Annotated in this window: 21 protein-coding genes and 1 riboswitch; of the genes, 9 read left to right on the forward strand and 12 right to left on the reverse strand. The window is 70.6% G+C overall.

All coding sequences use genetic code 11. From position 1 onward, the window contains the following. The first annotated feature begins 36 nt into the window (after positions 1-36). The gene (locus tag KI385_RS39755) at positions 37-705 is read left to right on the forward strand and encodes a LysE family translocator (RefSeq protein ID WP_238576863.1); all 669 of its coding nucleotides are present in this window, start codon (positions 37-39) and stop codon (positions 703-705) included. On the opposite strand, the gene KI385_RS39760 is transcribed toward KI385_RS39755, so the two are convergent. From KI385_RS39760 to KI385_RS39775, 4 genes are all read right to left on the reverse strand, one after another. Further along, positions 659-1,372, reverse strand: coding sequence for a GNAT family N-acetyltransferase (locus KI385_RS39760; RefSeq protein ID WP_238576864.1), 714 nt, complete (start codon positions 1,370-1,372; stop codon positions 659-661). The two genes, KI385_RS39755 and KI385_RS39760, sit on opposite strands and share 47 nt — an antisense overlap. 57 nt (positions 1,373-1,429) lie before the next feature. Beyond that, positions 1,430-1,903, reverse strand: coding sequence for a C40 family peptidase (locus tag KI385_RS39765; RefSeq protein WP_238576865.1), 474 nt, complete (start codon positions 1,901-1,903; stop codon positions 1,430-1,432). Between the two features lie 4 nt (positions 1,904-1,907). After that, positions 1,908-2,094: riboswitch (cyclic di-AMP (ydaO/yuaA leader) on the reverse strand. A gap of 291 nt (positions 2,095-2,385) precedes the next feature. Beyond that, positions 2,386-2,694, reverse strand: a complete 309-nt coding sequence (locus tag KI385_RS39770; protein WP_128510299.1) for a hypothetical protein — start codon at positions 2,692-2,694, stop codon at positions 2,386-2,388. A gap of 6 nt (positions 2,695-2,700) precedes the next feature. Then, on the reverse strand, positions 2,701-3,336 hold the full coding sequence (locus KI385_RS39775) for an ATP-dependent Clp protease proteolytic subunit (RefSeq protein WP_238576866.1): 636 nt from the start codon (positions 3,334-3,336) through the stop codon (positions 2,701-2,703). A 58-nt stretch (positions 3,337-3,394) separates the two neighbouring features. Here KI385_RS39775 and KI385_RS39780 point away from each other — a divergent pair, with 58 nt between their 5' ends. After that, the gene (locus KI385_RS39780) at positions 3,395-3,709 is read left to right on the forward strand and encodes a type II toxin-antitoxin system Phd/YefM family antitoxin (protein WP_238576867.1); all 315 of its coding nucleotides are present in this window, start codon (positions 3,395-3,397) and stop codon (positions 3,707-3,709) included. Positions 3,710-3,747: 38 nt separating this feature from the next. Here the strand turns inward: KI385_RS39780 and KI385_RS39785 are convergent, their stop codons facing one another. Further along, positions 3,748-4,695 (reverse strand): M28 family metallopeptidase, encoded by a 948-nt coding sequence (locus KI385_RS39785; RefSeq protein WP_238576868.1) that lies wholly within the window; start codon positions 4,693-4,695, stop codon positions 3,748-3,750. 528 nt (positions 4,696-5,223) lie between these two features. On the opposite strand from KI385_RS39785, the gene KI385_RS39790 reads away from it, so the two are divergent. From KI385_RS39790 to KI385_RS39815, 6 genes are read left to right on the forward strand one after another with little or no spacing between them, the layout of a single operon-like run. Continuing rightward, positions 5,224-5,526 carry an urease subunit gamma gene (locus tag KI385_RS39790; RefSeq protein ID WP_006608038.1) on the forward strand — a complete coding sequence of 101 codons (303 nt, stop codon included), beginning with the start codon at positions 5,224-5,226 and terminating at the stop codon, positions 5,524-5,526. 17 nt (positions 5,527-5,543) lie between these two features. Next, positions 5,544-5,855, forward strand: coding sequence for an urease subunit beta (locus KI385_RS39795; protein WP_128510295.1), 312 nt, complete (start codon positions 5,544-5,546; stop codon positions 5,853-5,855). Beyond that, positions 5,848-7,569 (forward strand): urease subunit alpha, encoded by a 1,722-nt coding sequence (locus KI385_RS39800; protein ID WP_238576869.1) that lies wholly within the window; start codon positions 5,848-5,850, stop codon positions 7,567-7,569. The genes KI385_RS39795 and KI385_RS39800 overlap by 8 nt, the downstream gene beginning before the upstream one ends. Positions 7,570-7,611: 42 nt before the next feature. Next, entirely contained in the window at positions 7,612-8,286 is a 675-nt protein-coding gene (locus KI385_RS39805) for an urease accessory protein UreF (RefSeq protein ID WP_238576870.1), read from the forward strand. A 54-nt stretch (positions 8,287-8,340) separates the two neighbouring features. Then, complete coding sequence (gene ureG, locus KI385_RS39810; protein ID WP_238578038.1) at positions 8,341-9,036, forward strand: urease accessory protein UreG; 696 nt, start codon at positions 8,341-8,343, stop codon at positions 9,034-9,036. Next, positions 9,033-9,872: an urease accessory protein UreD gene (locus KI385_RS39815; RefSeq protein ID WP_238576871.1), complete on the forward strand. Its 840-nt coding sequence runs from the start codon at positions 9,033-9,035 to the stop codon at positions 9,870-9,872. The genes ureG and KI385_RS39815 overlap by 4 nt, the downstream gene beginning before the upstream one ends. 15 nt (positions 9,873-9,887) lie before the next feature. Here the strand turns inward: KI385_RS39815 and KI385_RS39820 are convergent, their stop codons facing one another. The 4 genes from KI385_RS39820 to KI385_RS39835 form a co-directional block, all read right to left on the reverse strand. Beyond that, positions 9,888-10,262 carry a roadblock/LC7 domain-containing protein gene (locus KI385_RS39820; protein WP_128503364.1) on the reverse strand — a complete coding sequence of 125 codons (375 nt, stop codon included), beginning with the start codon at positions 10,260-10,262 and terminating at the stop codon, positions 9,888-9,890. 104 nt (positions 10,263-10,366) lie between these two features. Then, positions 10,367-10,747, reverse strand: a complete 381-nt coding sequence (locus KI385_RS39825; RefSeq protein WP_238578039.1) for a roadblock/LC7 domain-containing protein — start codon at positions 10,745-10,747, stop codon at positions 10,367-10,369. A gap of 70 nt (positions 10,748-10,817) precedes the next feature. Beyond that, complete coding sequence (locus KI385_RS39830) at positions 10,818-11,669, reverse strand: hypothetical protein (RefSeq protein ID WP_238576872.1); 852 nt, start codon at positions 11,667-11,669, stop codon at positions 10,818-10,820. Positions 11,670-11,711: 42 nt separating this feature from the next. Beyond that, entirely contained in the window at positions 11,712-12,095 is a 384-nt protein-coding gene (locus KI385_RS39835; protein WP_238576873.1) for a hypothetical protein, read from the reverse strand. 595 nt (positions 12,096-12,690) lie between these two features. Here KI385_RS39835 and KI385_RS39840 point away from each other — a divergent pair. After that, positions 12,691-14,328, forward strand: a complete 1,638-nt coding sequence (locus KI385_RS39840; RefSeq protein WP_238576874.1) for an alpha/beta hydrolase — start codon at positions 12,691-12,693, stop codon at positions 14,326-14,328. 79 nt (positions 14,329-14,407) lie between these two features. On the opposite strand, the gene KI385_RS39845 is transcribed toward KI385_RS39840, so the two are convergent. From KI385_RS39845 to KI385_RS39855, 3 genes are all read right to left on the reverse strand, one after another. Then, a complete protein-coding gene (locus KI385_RS39845; RefSeq protein ID WP_238576875.1) occupies positions 14,408-15,229 on the reverse strand; it encodes a TIGR02452 family protein in 822 nt (273 codons plus the stop codon). Positions 15,230-15,321: 92 nt separating this feature from the next. Continuing rightward, positions 15,322-16,392, reverse strand: coding sequence for an NAD-dependent epimerase/dehydratase family protein (locus KI385_RS39850; protein WP_238576876.1), 1,071 nt, complete (start codon positions 16,390-16,392; stop codon positions 15,322-15,324). Between the two features lie 87 nt (positions 16,393-16,479). Continuing rightward, positions 16,480-17,208, reverse strand: a complete 729-nt coding sequence (locus KI385_RS39855; protein ID WP_238576877.1) for a lysophospholipid acyltransferase family protein — start codon at positions 17,206-17,208, stop codon at positions 16,480-16,482. Positions 17,209-17,282: the final 74 nt, after the last annotated feature.

A 17,282-nucleotide genomic window follows, 5' to 3' on the forward strand; every position in this document is an offset into this window, starting at 1 on the left:
TACCCATTAAAGGCTCTGACCGGCGAAGCTGCTCATATGGACGGACAGCTGATCGCCTTTACCGGAGTCGCCGCGGGCATGGTCACCATGCCGGGCGCGGATTTCGCGGTCGTGGTGCGCAATGCCCTCGACTCGCGCCGGGCGGGGGTGGCCACCGCCGTCGGCGTCGCGGGAGGGCTGCTGGTGCACACCGCGCTGGCGGTCGCCGGGCTCGCGGCGGTACTGGTCGCCGTGCCCGCGCTCTTCGGTGCCGTCCAACTCCTGGGCGGCGCCTACCTGTTGTACCTCGGTGGCCGAGCCCTGATCGCGGCCGTCCGGCGCCCGACGGCTGTCGTGGACGCCTCGACCGGCCCGTCCGCCGCCCCGCCCGCCGACGGCACCCGCCCGGCCGCCCTCCTGGGCACCGCGCAGGGGCTGCGCCAGGGCTTTTTGACCAATGCGCTCAACCCCAAGGCCCCCGTGCTCTTCCTCAGCCTGCTCCCGCAGTTCGTTCCGGCGGGCGAGCCCGCGCTGCCCCGTACGCTGCTGCTCGCCACGATGGTCGTCGCGATGGCGCTGGTGTGGTTCCCGGCCGTCGCCCTGCTCGTGGACCGGCTGGGCACCTGGCTGCGCCGCCCGCGGGTGACCCGGGCCCTGGAAGCCACCACCGGCGCGCTGCTCACCGCCCTGGGCGGCATCCTCCTCGTCGAGCTGGTGCTCGCCTGAGAGACGTCCCGGACACTCCCTGGCCGCGACCGCCGTGCGGCACCATCAGCACCTCGGCGCCCACCGGCACGAACCCGGCGGCCAGGATCCCGCGGACGCTGCGGGCATTGCCGGGGGCCACCTGCGCCCACAGCAGCTCGCCGGCCGGGAGGAGATGCCGGGCGGCGTACGCCAGCCGGCGGCCGAGGCCGTGCCCCTGCGCCGCGCCGTCCACCTCGACGGCCAGCTCCCAGCGGCCGGCCACCCCACGGCCGATGACCAGCGTCCCGCCGTCGGCGGTCGTCCAGGCCCGTACGTCGTCGCGGTGCCGCAGCGCCCGGGTTATTCGCGGATGGCCGCGGTCCGTCGTCTCCGTCAGCTCCAGCGGCGGCGGACCGGGCAGTGCCTCGGTGGCCGTCATCAGGTCGATGTTGTTGGCCTCGCGGCCCACCCGCTCGCCCAGAGCGGTGAGAAACGGCGGGCTGAGCGGCGCCGAGAGATCGCCGGGCGCTATCCGGTCCCGCACCCAAGAGGGCTCCACGTCCGCGAACACCACGGCATGGCAGGTGAAGGCTGCCACCCCCACGTCCCGTGGTGACGGCGGGGGCAGCACCGTCACCGATCCGTCGGCGGGCGGAAAGCTTCCGCGCGCCGCGGCCGTCAGCAGCCTGCTCAGGTGCGAGGTCACTCGGTCAAATTACCGAAGCCCACTGACAATTGACCGAGCGTAAGGCGATATCGCAGGTCAACGCACTCTTCCGTACCAAACGGCGCGGCTCCAGATCCGCTCCAGCCGCACCACGCTGCCGGCCTTGGGCGCATGCCAGATCCGGCTCCGGCCCGCGTAGATGCCGACGTGGTAAATGCCACTGCCCGAATAGAAGAACACCAGGTCGCCGCGTCTTCGGGAGGAGGCCGGCACATGCCGGGTCTGCCCGTACTGCGCCGCGGCGGTGCGTGGCAGGGCCCGGCCGGCGCGCTTGAACGAGTACAGCGTCAGCCCCGAACAGTCGAAGCGCCACGGCCCCTGGGCGCCGTACTGGTAGGGAGCGCCCCTCTTGGACGCCGCGATCCGCAGTGCATGGGCGGAGACGGTTGCGGCCTCGGCGTCCGCGGTCGCTCCCGGGGCGAGTGTCGCCCCGCCGAGGGTGACCAGCGTCAGAGCGGAGACGGCTCCGGCGCGCGCCAGCAGATTCGGCGCATGTGTGCGCACGGTCATGCGCAAACCCTTCGTCAGCCGCCTACGAAGGAAGACCTGTCGGGTTCGGGCAGGCGAAGATGCCCGGCCGTGCGTACGGCTTCACCCCAAGGAGCTCGCGGCCGGGAAGGCCGGGGCCCCGTCGTGCTCGGGTCCTCCGCTCCCGCCGATCCACATCGTCGACCGGACATCCGGTACGGCGGCGGGATTGGGCGCCCGTCCGGACCGCCCCGTCTCTGTGGCGGGGTCTTGTCGTCGAAGGGATCGTCACGCACCCACCGCCCGAATTCCGAGCTGAAAATGCCGTATGTGACATGGGTCACAGTTGGGCCGAATGGTTAGTTTTGTTCCTGCGAGTGGTGTGACGCGGGGTGTTGCGGCCCTGGGACCAGCGGCGAAACATCAAGGGCCGTATGAATTATGTGTGCCCCGCGCAATTCGTCGCCCCCTTACAACAGGCGTGGACGCTACGCCGTATGCGCAACCCCGGCGCGCGTGTCGGGTCACAGGTCCTCGGGTGGCGGCACCGTCACGAGCCCGGCCCGGCGCTCGCCATCCAGCACTTGTAGCGCCCGGGTCAGCGCCGCACGGTGCAGCTCGCTCTCGCCGCGGTTGTGCATCAGCGTCAGCGCGTCCCGTAGTTCGGCGGCCTTGCCGACCAGTGCCTGGGCGGCGCGCAGCCCGCTGTAGGTGTGGCCGCCACGGGTCGGATTGATCCGGCCGAGCAGGTCGAGCACCGCCAGATACGAGTCGATCAGCTCACCCTCGGCGCGGGTCAGGGCGGGCAGTGGCGGGGGTTCGGGTGGCAGCATCGGGGATCACCGCGCAACGGGCTCGGGGGACGACTGCTTGCGGTTGCGGGTGAGCCCGTCGATCAGGCCGTACTCCAGGGCGGCCGGGGCGTCGAAGATCTTGTCGCGCTCGATGTCGGCGGCGATCCGCTCACGCGGCTGTCCGGTGTGCCGCACCAGCATCTCCTCCAGCATGTCGCGGGTGCGCAGCATCTCGTCCGCCTGGATCTGCAGGTCGGTGGCCTGGCCCTGGACGGGTTCGCTGAGCGACGGCTGGTGGATCAGGATCCGGGCGCGGGGCAGCGCCAGCCGCTTTCCGGGCGTGCCGGCGGCCAGCAGCACCGCGGCGGCGGAGGCGGCCTGCCCCAGGCAGACGGTCTCCACGTCGCACGACACGAAGCGCATCGTGTCGTAGATGGCGGTCATCGCGGTGAACGAGCCGCCGGGGGAGTTGATGTAGAGGGAGATGTCCTGCTCGGGCGCGGCGTGTTCGAGGTGGACGAACTGGGCCATGACGTCGTTGGCCGAGGCGTCGTCGATCGGGGTGCCCAGGAAGACGATGCGCTCGCTGAGCAGTTTGGAGTACGGGTCCATGGTGCGCGTCCCCTGAGAGGTGCGCTCGGTGAACTCGGGAAGGACATAGCGGGCTGTCGATCGCAGCATGGCTGCTCCTCTTCTCCGTAAAAAATGTACAGGACGTACATCCCGTTAGAATGGGAGCATGGCCTATGAAATTCCGGTGACGCAAGCCCGGGCGGAGCTGGCGGATCTGATCAACCGTGTCGTCTACGGCGGTGAGCGGGTGGTCGTCACCCGCCACGGCAAGCCTCTCGTGGCGCTGGTATCCGCCGCTGACCTGCAGCAACTCGAAGAACTCGGGCAGCACGAGCAGGACGCGGAGGAGGAGCAGGTGATCAGCACGGTGTCCGCCGTGCGGCAGCTGCCGTCCGCTCCGGGCGAACGAGGGCGGTTCGGTATCGCCGCGGAACACCGCGACCCGGCCGCCGGGGATCGGCGACCGGGTCGGGAGAAATGACGGTCAGCGGGCGCTGACCGTGCGGTGGGGCGGGTGGCTCAAGAGCTGAGCTGCCACAGTGCGTTGGCGATGGCGTCGGTGTTGTTGTCCAGCGCCGTGTCGTCGATGTTCTTCGACGTGTCGCAGGACTGGTGGTAGCAGGCGTCGAACGCCTTGCCCGCGGTCCCGCCCCAGGCCTTCGCCTGCGCCTCGGTCTTGATGTAGTCGGCGCCGGAGAACAGTCCGCCGACCGGGATGCCGGCGTCCTTGAACGAGGCATGGTCGGAGCGGCCGTCGCCCTCGGTCTCGGGCTCGGTCGCGATGTTCTTGGTCGCGTACCAGTCCTTGAAGACCTTCTCCAGGCGGGCATCGTCGTCGTACACGAAGTAGCCGGGGTTCGGCGAACCGATCATATCGAAGTTCAGATACGAGTCGATCTTCGAGCGGTCGCCCTGCGCCAGGCTGTCGACGTAGTGCTTCGAGCCGACCATGCCGTCCTCTTCGTCGCCCCACCAGCCGAACCGCAGGTGCTTGGCGGGCTTGAGGTCGGACTTGGCGACCGCGAGGGCGACCTCGAGGATGCCGGCCGAGCCGGAGCCGTTGTCGTTGATGCCGGGGCCCGCGTCGACCGAGTCCAGATGGGCGCCGGTCATCACGGTCTTGCTCTCGTCGCCGCCCGGCCAGTCGGCGACCAGGTTGTAGCCCTTGGCGCCGTTGTTGTCGAACTCCTGGACCTGGGTGGTGAATCCGGCCTGGTCCAGCTTGCCCTTGATGAAGTCGACGGACGCCTTGTAGCCCGGCTGGCCGTGAGCGCGGTTGCCGCCGTTGGCGTCGGCGATCGACTGCAGCTGGTCCAGGTGGGCCTTGACGGCCTTGACGTCGATGTCCGGGGCGGCGGCCGGCGCGGTGTCGGCGTAGGCGCCGGCCGCGGTGAAGAGGGTGGCGGCCAGGGCGGTGACGGTGCCCGCAGCCAGCGCGGCCCGGCGTATTCGTGCCGAATGAGTCACAGTGTGGCTCCGATACAGGTGTGGGGGGTTGGTTGAGCTTATTTGACGCGCACATGAGGATTGCGACCGTCCCCCAACCCGTCAAGAGCGCATATCGGACAGAGGTGTTCGCAGAGCGGGACGTGTCGGGTTTGTGGTGATCGTGGCGATCAGGGCGTCGGATGTCCCGGTTGTCGTGCGGCTCGGTGGTGGCTTCAGGGTGTGGATTTCGCCACTACTTGTCCCGTATGGGCGGGGACTTGATGGGGGTAGGTCGGTTCCGGCAAACGGGTTGCTGTGCCGTAACGGGTGGTAATGACGCCGCGTTACATCAGGCGCAACAGATGACGAGGATGTGTCCCTGGTTGTAACGCCGATGAAATCCCGCCGAACTAGCCTCCGGTCGTGGGGCTCTTGATGGCCAAGTGCTGGAGGTCGGTTTGCTCCTCCTTTAATCAGTGCGTGGTACATCTATCGATACAGGTGCGTCCACGCCTGTGACCTGGGCAAATGCGTCCCGGGCGGTGAAGACAGTGAGGTGGAGAAGGTATGCAACTGACCCCGCATGAACAAGAACGTTTGATGATTCATGTGGCGGCAGACGTGGCCGAAAAGCGACGGTCCCGAGGGGTGAAGCTCAACCATCCGGAATCGATTGCGCTGCTGACCGTGCACATCCTCGAAGGCGCCCGGGACGGCCGTACCGTCGCCGAGCTCATGTCCTCCGGCCGCAAGGTGCTCACCCGCGACGAGGTCATGGAGGGCGTCCCCGAGATGATCCACGATGTGCAGGTCGAGGCCACCTTCCCCGACGGCACCAAGCTCGTCACCGTTCACGAACCCATCAACTGATCACGGGAGAGCAGAAGATGATCCCGGGACAGATCCTCTACGCCGACGAGCCGGTGCGCCTGAACGAAGGCCTCCCCCTCACGCGCATGACCGTCCTCAACGCCGCCGACCGCCCCGTCCAGGTCGGCTCCCACTACCACTTCGCCGAGGCCAACCCCGGCCTCGACTTCGACCGCGCGGCCGCGCACGGCAAGCGGCTGAACGTCGCGGCCGGCTCCGCCGTGCGCTTCGAGCCCGGGATTCCCACCGAGGTCGAACTCGTCCCCATCGGGGGCAAGCGCATCGTCATGGGCCTGCGAGGCGAGACCGGAGGCACCCTCGATGGCTGAGCTGACCCGCCAGGCGTACGCCGATCTCTTCGGCCCGACCGCCGGCGACCGTATCCGGCTCGCCGACACCGACCTGGTCATCGAGATCACCGAGGACCGTTCGGGAGGACCCGGCCGGGCCGGCGACGAGGCCGTCTTCGGCGGCGGCAAGGTGATCCGCGAATCGATGGGCCAGTCCCGCGCCACCCGCGCCGAGGGCACCCCCGACACCGTGATCACCGGCGCGGTGGTGCTCGACCACTGGGGCATCGTCAAGGCCGACGTCGGCATCCGCGACGGCAGGATCACCGCGCTCGGCAAGGCCGGCAACCCCGACACCATGGACGGAGTCCACCCCGACCTGGTCATCGGGCCCGAGACCGAGGTCATCGCCGGCAACGGCAAGATCCTCACCGCCGGCGCCATCGACACCCATGTCCACTTCATCTGCCCCCAGCAGGTGGACGAGGCGCTGGCCTCCGGCGTCACCACCCTCGTCGGCGGCGGCACCGGACCGGCCGAGGGCAGCAAGGCCACCACCATCACCCCCGGCGCCTGGCACGTTGCCCGGATGTTCGAGTCGATGGACTCCCTGCCGGTCAATGTCGGCCTGCTGGGCAAGGGCAACACCACCTCGCTCGCATCGATGCGCGACCAGCTGCGGGCGGGCATCCTCGGCTTCAAGATCCACGAGGACTGGGGCGCGACCCCCGCCGTTCTCGACGCCTGTCTGAACGTCTGCGAGGAGAGCGGCGCGCAGCTCGCGATCCACACCGACACCCTCAACGAGGCCGGATTCCTCGCCGACACCCTCGCCGCCATCGGCGGCCGTTCCCTCCATGCGTTCCATGTCGAAGGCGCCGGCGGCGGCCACGCTCCCGACATGATCGCGATGGTCTCCGAGCCGAATGTGCTGCCCGCGTCCACCAACCCCACGCGCCCGCACACCATCAACACCGTCGAGGAACACCTCGACATGCTGATGGTCTGCCACCACCTCAACCCCGCCGTCCCCGAGGACCTCGCCTTCGCCGAGTCCCGGATCCGGCCCTCCACGATCGCGGCCGAGGACATCCTGCACGACCTCGGCGCCATCTCGATCATGTCCTCCGACGCCCAGGCCATGGGCCGGATCGGCGAGGTCGTGATGCGTACGTGGCAGACCGCGCACGTCATGAAACGGCGCCGGGGCAGCCTCCTCGGCGACGGCAGCGCCGACAACCACCGCGCCCGCCGCTATGTCGCGAAGTACACCATCAACGCGGCCATCGCCCAGGGCATCGACCATGTCGTCGGCTCCGTCGAGGACGGCAAGCTCGCCGACCTCGTCCTGTGGGACCCGGCGTTCTTCGGCGTCAAGCCGCAGCTCGTCATCAAGGGCGGCCAGATCGCCTACGCGCAGATGGGCGACGCCAACGCCTCCATCCCCACCCCGCAGCCGATCCTGCCCCGCCCGATGTTCGGCGCCACCGGCAAGGCCCCGGGCAGCAACTCGGTCAACTTCGTCTCCCGGCAGGCAATCGAGGACGATCTCCCCGAGCGTCTCCCACTGGCCAAGCGCTACGAGGCGATCCGCAGCACCCGCGGCGTCACCAAGGCCGATATGCGCAACAACGATGCCCTGCCGCGCGTCCAGGTCGACCCCGACACCTTCACGGTGACCATCGACGGCGAGGTGGTCGAACCCGCCCCCGCCACCGAACTCCCCATGGCCCAGCGGTACTTCCTCTTCTGATGTGCCGCCGATGAACATCCCGATGAAGGACACGTACCACCGATGAGCCGCGCAGCGCTGCTCGTTCTCGCCGACGGCCGGTTCCCCGCCGGAGGGCACGCCCACTCGGGCGGCGCCGAACCGGCCGTCACCGCGGGACGCATCAAGGACGCCGCCACCCTGGAAACCTTCTGCCGGGGCCGGCTGCACACCGCGGGCCTGGTCGCCGCGGGGCTCGCCGCCGCGGCCGCCGCCGGCTGCGACCCGCTGCTCCTGGACGACGCCGCCGACGCCCGTACGCCCGTACCGGCGCTGCGGCAGGTCGCCCGGCGGCTCGGCCGGCAGATGATGCGGGCCGCCCGCGCCACCTGGCCGAGCGCCGCACTCGACGCGCTCGCCGCGGCCCGCCCGCGCGGCGCCCACCAGCCCGTCGTCCTGGGCCTGGCCGCCAGGTCCGCCGGCCTGTCGCCGCTCGACGCCGCGTACGCCGTGGCCTACGAGAACATCAGCGGCCCGGCCACCGCCGCCGTCCGGCTGTTGAGCCTGGACCCCTTCGACGCCACCGCCGTGCTCGCCCGCCTCACCGCCGACCTCGACAAGGTCGCGGAACAGGGCGCCGAGGCCGCACTGCGCGCCGCCACCGAAGGGGTGGACGTCCTGCCCGCGGCCTCCGCGCCGCTGCTCGACATCGCCGCGCAACAGCACGCCGCCTGGCCGGTACGCCTCTTCGCCTCCTGACCCCGCCGGCCCCCGCGCCGCCCACCCGCAGCCGTACGAACCACCGGAGTGACCATGCACCTCGACCACAAGGACACCTACCCCGAGCGGTACACCTACAGCGCCGCCGGACCGGTGCGTGCCGACGGCACCCGGCGGGCGCTGCGGATCGGCCTCGGCGGGCCGGTCGGCACCGGCAAGACCGCTACTGTCGCGGCGCTGTGCCGGGCGCTGCGCGACGAGCTGTCCATCGCCGTCGTCACCAACGACATCTACACCCGCGAGGACGCCGAATTCCTGCTCCGCGAGGCCGTACTGCCCGCCGAGCGGATCACCGCCGTCGAGACCGGCGCCTGTCCGCACACCGCCATCCGCGACGACATCTCCGCCAACCTCGAAGCCGTCGAGGACCTGGAGGACGCCATCGGCCCGCTCGATCTCGTCCTGGTCGAATCCGGCGGCGACAACCTCACCGCCACCTTCTCCAAGGGCCTGGTCGACGCCCAGATCTTCGTCATCGATGTCGCCGGCGGCGACGACATCCCCCGCAAGGGCGGACCCGGCGTCACCAGATCCGACCTCCTCGTCATCAACAAGACCGACCTCGCGCCCTATGTCGGCGTCGACCTGGAAGGCATGGCCCGCGACGCCAAGGCGCAGCGCGGCGAGCTGCCGGTCGCCTTCACCGCCCTGAAGTCGGAGAACGGCGTCAAGCCCGTAGCGGACTGGGTCCGGGCACAGCTGGCGGACTGGACCGCGGGCCCGGCATGACGCTCGCCCTCCGCACGCCAGCGGTACCGCCGCAGGCCGTCGCCTCGGCCGCCGGTCTGCGCGCCACCGCCCGTATCGTCGCGCGGGCCGACGCACAGGGCACCACCCGGCTGCCCGTCCTCGACGGCGACGGCCCGCTCGCGCTGCGCCGCATCCGCGCGCACGGCAACCAGGCCCGGGTCTGCGTCGTGGGTGCCATGAGCGCTCCGCTCGGCGGCGACCGGCTGGGCATCACGGCCATCGCCGAGGCGGGCGCGGCCCTGCACATCACGGCCGCCGCGGCGACCGTCGCACTGCCCGGCCGCAGTGCCGAACACGCCACCTACGACGTGCACCTGACGGTCGGCGACGGCGCACGGCTCGACTGGCTGCCCGAGCCGCTGATCTCCGCGGCGGGCAGCGATCTGCGGATGACCACGACCGTCGAACTGGCGCCCACCGCACGCCTGGTACTCCGTGAGGAACAGGTCCTGGGCCGCAGCGGCGAGGAGACCGGAGCGCTGCGCAGCCGGCTCGTGGTCCGCCGCGCCGGCCGTACCCTGCTCGACCAGGAGACGGCCTACGGGCCCGGCGTCCCCGGCTGGGACAGCTCGGCCGTGCTGGACGGCCACCGCGCCGTCGGTCAACTCCTGGTCGTCGAGCCGGAGTTGGAGGAAAAGCCGGCCGAGGTGCGGCTCCTCGGCGATGCGGCGGACGAGCGGTCCGGCGACGGCGCGGGACAGGGCGTCCTGGCACCGCTCGCCGGTCCCGCGGCCCTGGCCACGGCCGTCGCCCCGGACGCGCTGCGGCTGCGGCGCCTGTTGGACGAAGCCGCCCGGAGCGCCGCCGCCGGGTGAGGGCGGCCGGGCCCCTCACACCTCCAGATCGGCCTCCAGCCGGGCCAGGCGGTGACGTGCCAGCGCGAGATTGGCGCGCTTGCGGTCCAGCACCAGATAAAGGAAAAGGCCGCTGCCGCCCTTGCCCGACACCGGACGGATGATGTGGTATTGCCCGGTCAGCGTGATCAGCATGTCCTCGATGGCGCCCTGGAGTTCCAGCATCTCCATGGTGCGCATCTTGGCGCGTACGACATCGGTATTGCCGGCCGCGGCTATGTTCAGGTCCAGCGCCTGGTTGTCGCCGAGGGTGGCGAGCGCCATACCGCTGGTGTAGTCGACAAGGGCGACACCGATGGCGCCCTCGATGGTCGACATCGCGTCGGCGAGAGCGGATTCCATTTGAGCCATGAGGAGTTCAGACCTTTCGGTTCTTTGAAGGTGTTCCGGTGCGCAGGTATGTGTGCATTGCGGATGTCTGTGCGGCGCAGTGGTCGTGGTGTGCCCGCGGCCGACTACTGACGCGGTGCGGCGTCCACGAGCGCGCCGATCCGCTCGGCCGCCCTTCTGGCCTGCAAATGCAGCCGCCCTACGTTCGTGTCCGGGCTCGCCACGGCTGTCAGGACCGCACGGCGTCCGGCGGAGTAGGCCGCGATATATCCATCGGTGCCACGTGTCAGGGATTCCTCGAAAGTGCCCTGCCCGGTCGCCTCGGTGAGGCGTTTGGCGACCCCGATGGCCGCGGCGGTGAGCGCGGCGAGACCGTCCGGTTCGATATCCGGCAGATCGTGGGCTATCACCATGCCGTCCACGCTCGCCACCATCCCGCCCTGGAAATGCCGCACCTGGTCGCGCAGTGTGTGTAATTCATCCCTTATCCGGGGTTCGATGGTCATCATTCTCCTTTTCGCGGCACGCCTCTTGATGGCGCGCTTCATGCTCTGCATGGTCTTTGTACGCAAGGGTTCACAGGTTTTCCTCCAACGCCGTACGCAGTCGGACAAGGAGGGCAATATCCGGATCGGCGGTATCGAGAAGTTCCGGTACCGGTAGTTGCCAGGTCGGGGTGTGGCGTTCTTCGGCGGCGGGCGGCGGATGCCCGTCCAGAGAGGCTCCGGGCTGCCGCCGGGGGAGCGCCGCCGGCGCCTGGGGTATGTGGACGAGGCCGGCCGCGGCGAGACGGCGGATGTCGAGCAGCGTCATGAACGCGGACTGGCCGAGCGCGCGGGCGAGTTCGTGCGGGGTGTGCCGGCCGTCGGCACGGTCGAGCAGCCGCCGCTGGCGGCTCGTGGTGCGGGCCGAGGTACGGGCGTGGACGGGTATGACGGGCGAGGTGTCGACCGCCGCCCAGGGGTGCAGCTGGTCGAGCAGTGCCCGGCGGCGGGCCGTCGCCTGCTGGAGGGCGGTGGCGCTGACCCGGCGTACGGCGCCCAGCCAATGTGCGGTCCCAGGAGTGAAGGAGGTGGTCTCGGGTGGCAGCGGCAGAGCGAAGAAGGCGGCGTCGAGCAGCGCCGCGAGATGGCAGATCTCCAGTTCACCCTGCGTCAACCAGCCCTCGCTGACCAGGAATTGGCCACCGCGTAGCTGCGGACCCGCCGTCTCGACGGCGTACTGCCAGCCCTGCGGCGGCACCTTGCCGGCCGCCGTGAGCCGCGCTTCGAGCCCGGGTGCGGCGGCGTCCTCGACGCAGTAGACCGCGCCGTCGAGCAGGTAGAAGCAGCCGTGCGGACCGCGGAGGGCGCCGGTGACGCGTTCGGCGGCGCACCGGTCGAGCAGCCCGGCCGGAGCGGACGGGCGAGGGGGTATGGGCAGGCCCAAGGCTGGTTCCTAACCGTTGGTGCGGTGGGGCGGAGGGTGCCGTCAGGACGGGACCAGCTCCGCCGCCAGATCGCGCAGCCGTAGCCGGGCGACGGCGAGATTGGCCTGTGCGCGGTCCAGCCAGAGGCAGAGACAGGTCTGGCTGTCGAAGGCCGTATGCACAAAACGGATGAGGTGGTAGCTGTCGACGGCCGTGATGATGAGGTCCTCCAGGGCCGGGCCGGCGGTGCCCGCGGTGTCGAAGGTGGCGTTGCGCGTCACGGCCTGCACCACCTCGGCGGTGTCCGCGGCGGCCGCGTCATGATCGCCGTGGGGTGCCTGTCCGGCCGTACCGAGCGTCAGACCGCTGGTCCAGTCGATCAGCCCGGCGCCCAGGACGCCCGGGATCCCCATCGCTTGGGACAACACCTGATCGATACCTGGCACTTCGGAACTCCTTCGGACGGCTCGGACGGGGCGCCGCTCGGCACTGACGCACGGCCGGCGCCAGGCCGAGGGCGGCACCGATGTCGGTACGTGGCGAAAACGCCGAAGCCCTCCCTCGTGGCAGCGCGTGGGAGAGCCTGCACGGAAGGTTACTGAAGGTGCGCGATTGGCACATGCCTCAGGGGCAGGTCTACGGCAATTGACGTATTCTCGCCCCTCCGTGGCCCTCCGGCGGCCAACGAACCGGGCTTCTCCCCGCTGGGGCGTCCGGCGCACGAGAGCAGCACGGCGGGGCGACAGTCCTCTTGTCGCCTCGTCAACTGTCCAATGCGCGGCTCGCGTTGAGGATCCCACCGGTACGTCGGGTTCCGGTGCGGCATGTCGGGCCGCTGCCGCTCGCCTTGGCCGGAATGGTGACGTTCCGCTGCGATGTCCGGCCGTTCCCCGACCGGCGCCCGCGCGGCCCAAAACCTACAGCTTGGTAAAGAAATGCCGGTCAAACCTGTTCAGGAGGGGAGAAGAGACGACAGGATCCCCCCGTAGGCCTGTGATCAACGCCGCCACAAGTGGCGCACCAAGCAGGGGGAACAACCACGTGAAGAGAACAGCAGCGCTCGGCGCCGCCGGCACCCTGGTGACCGGCACGCTCCTCGCGGGAGCGATAGCCGCCACGCCCGCCAGCGCGGGCGAGCAGCACCGGAGCGGATCGGCCGAAGCGCGCGGTGTACAGACCGCCGCCGCGCGCGCGGCCAAGAAGGGCATCGACTGGCAGGACTGCCCCGCCGACTGGGGCCTCAAGACCCCCGTCCAGTGCGGCTATGTCACCGTCCCGGTCGACTACGCCAGGCCCAACGGCCGCACCATCAAGATCGCCGTCGACCGGGCCCTGAGCACCGGCGACAAGAAGGAGCGACAGGGCGCCCTTCTCTACAACCCCGGCGGCCCCGGCGGGTCGGGCATGAAGTTCCCGACCCGCATCACCAACAAGAACCCGCTGTGGGCCAAGACCGCCAAGGCATACGACTTTGTCGGTTTCGACCCCCGGGGCGTGGGCCACTCCGCGCCGATCTCCTGCATGGACCCGCAGGAGTTCGTCAAGGCCCCCAAGGCCGACCCGGTGCCCGACAGTGAGGCCGACAAGCGCGCCCAGCGCAAGCTCGCCAAGGAGTACGCCGATGGCTGCGCGGAGCGCAGCGGCGACCTCCTGCCGTACATGACGACCGCGAACACCGCCCGCGACCTGGACGTGATCCGGGCCGCGCTGGGGGAGAAGAAGCTCAACTACCTGGGCGTCTCCTACGGCACCTACCTGGGCGCCGTCTACGGGACGCTCTTCCCGAACCATGTCCGCCGGATGCTCGTCGACAGCGTCGTCGACCCGTCCCGCGAGAAGGTCTGGTACCAGGCCAACCTCGACCAGGACATCGCCTTCGAGACCCGCTGGGGCGACTGGAAGAAGTGGGTGGCCAAGAACGACGCCACCTACCACATCGGTGACACCCCCGAGAAGGTCCAGGCGGCCTGGGAGAAGCTGCGGGCGACCGCGAAGCAGAACCCGATCGGTGGCGTTGTCGGCCCGGCCGAGCTGACCGGCTTCTTCCAGAACGCGCCGTACTACGACTCGATGTGGGCCTCGGTCGCCGAGGTCTGGAGCTCCTACCTCGCCGGTGACACCAAGCCGCTGGTGGAGAACGCCGGTCCGAACCTTCAGGACACCGCCGGCAACATCGCCTCGGAGAACGGCAACGCCGTCTACACGGCCGTCGAGTGCACCGACACCAAGTGGCCCACCAGCTGGAAGAAGTGGGACCGCGACAACACCCGCATCCACGCCAAGGCACCGTTCATGACCTGGTCCAACGCCTGGATGAACCTGCCCTGCGCCACCTGGCCGGTCAAGCAGCAGCGACCGGTCGAGGTCGAGACCGGCAAGGGTCTGCCGAGCGTGCTGATCGTACAGAGCGAACGCGACGCTGCCACGCCGTACGGCGGCGCCGTCGAGCTGCACCACCGCTTCAAGGGCTCCCGTCTGATCACCGAGCGGGACGCCGGATCGCACGGTGTCACCGGCCAGGTCAACCCCTGCATCAACGACCGGGTCGACGCCTACTTCCTGGAGGGCAAGACCGACGCCAAGGACGTGACCTGCGCTCCGCACGCCACGCCCCAGCCGACCAAGCCGACGGCCAAGGCCGCCGCCAAGGGTGCCGCCGACCTTCCGGCCGCCCCGTAACGATGGCATGAGCCGTCCTGTAGTGACGGCATGAAAAGGGCGGCCGGGGACGTGAACTCCCCGGCCGCCCTTGTCGTTCTCAGAACACCTCGGCGAAGGCGGCCCTGGTGGGGGAGTCCTCCCGGCGGTCCAGCACGGCGAACACGACCCGGTCGAACCGGCCCGCGAAACGACCGCCGTTCAGCAGCGCGGCGGCGAACGCCCCCGCCACATCGGCCGGCTCGTTGCGGAACACCCCGCAGCCCCAGGCACCGAGCACCAGCTGACCGTGCCCGCCGGCCGCCGCGGCCTCCAGTACCCGTTCCGCACGCGCCGCCAGCGCCGCCGGCACCCGGCCCACCTCGGCCGGCCGCTGCCGCGCGATGACCCCCGCATTCGGCGCCGCGGCCGTCAAGAACCCCGCCTCGTACGGCACTTCGAGCAGATTGCCACGGTCGTCACGGAACACCGGCACGCCGGGGGAGTAGATCACCCGATCGCTGTAGAACGGACTCGGCTCGGCCCGATGCGCGGCATAGAACTCCGGGACCTCGCGCACACAGGTGTACAGCGCCGACCCACGGCACAGCGCCTCCTCCTGGGCCTGTGCGCCGTTGAGATAGCCGCCGCCGGGATTGCGGGCCGAGGCGAAGTTGAGGATCGCCGGGGGCCCGCCGCCCGCCTCGGCCAGCCGCCGGCCGGCCGTGAGACTGCCTTCCCCCGTCACCTCGAACACCGTCGTCCGCGCCCCCGGTGCCGGTGCCTCCACCGCGACCGGCTCCGGCCCGTACATCAGGGTCCCCGCCCGCGCCCGTTCGACCGCCGCCGCGATCTCCACCAGCCGTCCGCTCGGCGCGCGGTACCCACCCGTCGCGACGATCCGCTCCGTCTCCTGTGCCATGCCACGCAGCCGGGCGCTCATCGTCGGCTCCCCCGTATCCGATTACTCATAGCGATCAAGGTACGGGTGCGCGGCACGCCCCGCGACCGTATATCGGGCCCCGCGCCGTCCCCTCAGCGCTGCGCGCCCCGCCCGGCCAGCCACCGGTCCTCGGCCGCATACCCGAACAGCTTCTCGTCGGGATAGTGGGCGGCCATCGTCGGGAACGCCTCCCACCAGTCCCGCCCCTTGACCCGGTCCGCCAGCCAGGCCACCGTCTCCGGCAGCGAATCCTCGTACGTCGTCACCGCGCGATAGCCCAACTCACGCTCCGCGGCGGCCATGTCGTAGACCACCGGGTGCGGGGTCGACCAGGGGGTCTCGCCGACATCGGACGACGGCGGGGCACCCTCCACCGTCACCACCTCGCTCGCAGGCGCCCCCATCGCCGCATCCACCGCCACCGCGATCTCGGCGACCGTCGGCGCCTGTGGATCACCCGCGTTGAGCACCCGTGACCCCGGCCGACGGGCCGCCAGCCGGATCAGCTCCGCCAGGTTCGCCACATGCACCGGATGGAAACGGCTGCGCCCGCCGTGCGCCAGCACCCGCACCCGGCGGCCGTCCAGCACCCGCTTGACGAAGTACAGTTCGCGGGGGAGCGGACTGTGGGGGCCGTGGATCGCACCGGCCCGCAGCAGCGTCACCGGCAGCCGGTCGCCCTCCGCCAGCAGCGCCCGCTCCAGCGCGATCTTCCCCGTGGCGTAGTCCTCGTCGCCGGGCGGCACGGTCCGGCAGGACTCCGGGATGGGCAGCGGATAGACCGGGAAACCGTCCGGCTCGCCCTGTGTCGCGAAGCTCCGCCCGCGGTCGTCCTCGTACACCGCGCCGCTGGAGACCACCACGGCCGACCCGATCCGGTCCGCCACACCCGCCAACTGCCGTGCGTGCGCGGCACCGTAGGCCACACAGTCCAGCAGCACCTCGCACCCGTCGCCGACCAGTTCGGCCAGCGCCGTGTCGTCCGCCCGGTCCATGGCCACCGTACGGACCTCCGCGGGCCAGGAGTCGTCCCGCCCGCCGCGCCGGGACGCGGCCCGCACCTGCCAGCCGTCCCGGGCCAGGGCCCGCACCGCCGCGCGCCCGATCTGCCCGCTCGCCCCGATCACCACTGCGCTGCCCGATGTCACGCTGCCTGATGTCATGAGGGGACCTTACGGACCGTCAGACGGCCGCCGCAGTACGGTTCGCCCACGGCGCAAGACGAGCCCCGGAAACGGGCTGCCCGCCGCTCAGCCCGTGTGCCCGTTGCCGTGGCCACGCCGCCCGTGGGCGCGCGCCTGCGCCTGTGCCTCGGCCTTGGCCTCGCCCGCGTACGTATCGACGTACTCCTGCCCGGACAGCGTGAGGATCGCGTACATGATCTCGTCGGTGACGGCGCGCAGCGCGGTGCGCTCGTCCGCCATCCCCGCATAGCGCGAGAACTCCAGCGGCGCTCCGAAGCGGATGGTGATCCGCATCGCGCGCGGCAGCCGCCGGCCGGTCGGCTGCGCCTCGAACGTGCCGATCATCGCGCACGGCACCACCGGCACCCCCGCCTGGATGGCCATCGACGCGACCCCGGTCCGCCCCTTGTAGAGCCGGCCGTCGTGCGAGCGGGTGCCCTCCGGATAGATCCCCAGAAGCCGGCCCTTGCGGAGTACGGAGAGCCCCGAGGAGATGGCCGCCTGCGAGGCGCGGCCGCCGGACCGGTCCACCGGAATCTGCCCGACCCCGCGGAAGAACGCCGCGGTCAGCCGCCCCTTCAGACCGGGCCCGGTGAAGTACTCGGCCTTGGCCAGGAACGTCACCCGGCGCGGCACGATCGCCGGCATCACGAAGTGGTCCGCGAACGACAGATGGTTGCCCGCGATGATCGCCGCGCCCTCTTCCGGCACATGCTCCAGCCCCTCGATCCGCGGCCGGAAAACCAGCCGCAGCAACGGCCCCAGAAGGATGTACTTCAGCACCTGGTAGAACACGGGGCAGCTCCCTCTTCCGTCGGCATGCCTCGGCGGCTGCGTCGTTCCAGGTCACGAGGGCTCTTCGGGACGGG

The sequence above is a fragment of the Streptomyces inhibens genome (assembly GCF_022221585.1).
Lineage (GTDB): Bacteria > Actinomycetota > Actinomycetes > Streptomycetales > Streptomycetaceae > Streptomyces > Streptomyces inhibens.

Excerpts from the sequence above, each read along its gene's own strand:
- KI385_RS39755 (WP_238576863.1), top strand. The coding sequence starts at position 37 with ATGGACGGACAGCTGATCGCCTTTACCGGAGTCGCCGCGGGCATGGTC.
- KI385_RS39765 (WP_238576865.1), bottom strand. The coding sequence starts at position 1,903 with ATGACCGTGCGCACACATGCGCCGAATCTGCTGGCGCGCGCCGGAGCC.
- KI385_RS39770 (WP_128510299.1), bottom strand. The coding sequence starts at position 2,694 with ATGCTGCCACCCGAACCCCCGCCACTGCCCGCCCTGACCCGCGCCGAG.
- KI385_RS39775 (WP_238576866.1), bottom strand. The coding sequence starts at position 3,336 with ATGCTGCGATCGACAGCCCGCTATGTCCTTCCCGAGTTCACCGAGCGC.
- KI385_RS39780 (WP_238576867.1), top strand. The coding sequence starts at position 3,395 with ATGGCCTATGAAATTCCGGTGACGCAAGCCCGGGCGGAGCTGGCGGAT.
- KI385_RS39790 (WP_006608038.1), top strand. The coding sequence starts at position 5,224 with ATGCAACTGACCCCGCATGAACAAGAACGTTTGATGATTCATGTGGCG.
- KI385_RS39795 (WP_128510295.1), top strand. The coding sequence starts at position 5,544 with ATGATCCCGGGACAGATCCTCTACGCCGACGAGCCGGTGCGCCTGAAC.
- KI385_RS39800 (WP_238576869.1), top strand. The coding sequence starts at position 5,848 with ATGGCTGAGCTGACCCGCCAGGCGTACGCCGATCTCTTCGGCCCGACC.
- KI385_RS39805 (WP_238576870.1), top strand. The coding sequence starts at position 7,612 with ATGAGCCGCGCAGCGCTGCTCGTTCTCGCCGACGGCCGGTTCCCCGCC.
- ureG (WP_238578038.1), top strand. The coding sequence starts at position 8,341 with ATGCACCTCGACCACAAGGACACCTACCCCGAGCGGTACACCTACAGC.
- KI385_RS39815 (WP_238576871.1), top strand. The coding sequence starts at position 9,033 with ATGACGCTCGCCCTCCGCACGCCAGCGGTACCGCCGCAGGCCGTCGCC.
- KI385_RS39820 (WP_128503364.1), bottom strand. The coding sequence starts at position 10,262 with ATGGCTCAAATGGAATCCGCTCTCGCCGACGCGATGTCGACCATCGAG.
- KI385_RS39825 (WP_238578039.1), bottom strand. The coding sequence starts at position 10,747 with ATGACCATCGAACCCCGGATAAGGGATGAATTACACACACTGCGCGAC.
- KI385_RS39845 (WP_238576875.1), bottom strand. The coding sequence starts at position 15,229 with ATGAGCGCCCGGCTGCGTGGCATGGCACAGGAGACGGAGCGGATCGTC.
- KI385_RS39850 (WP_238576876.1), bottom strand. The coding sequence starts at position 16,392 with ATGACATCAGGCAGCGTGACATCGGGCAGCGCAGTGGTGATCGGGGCG.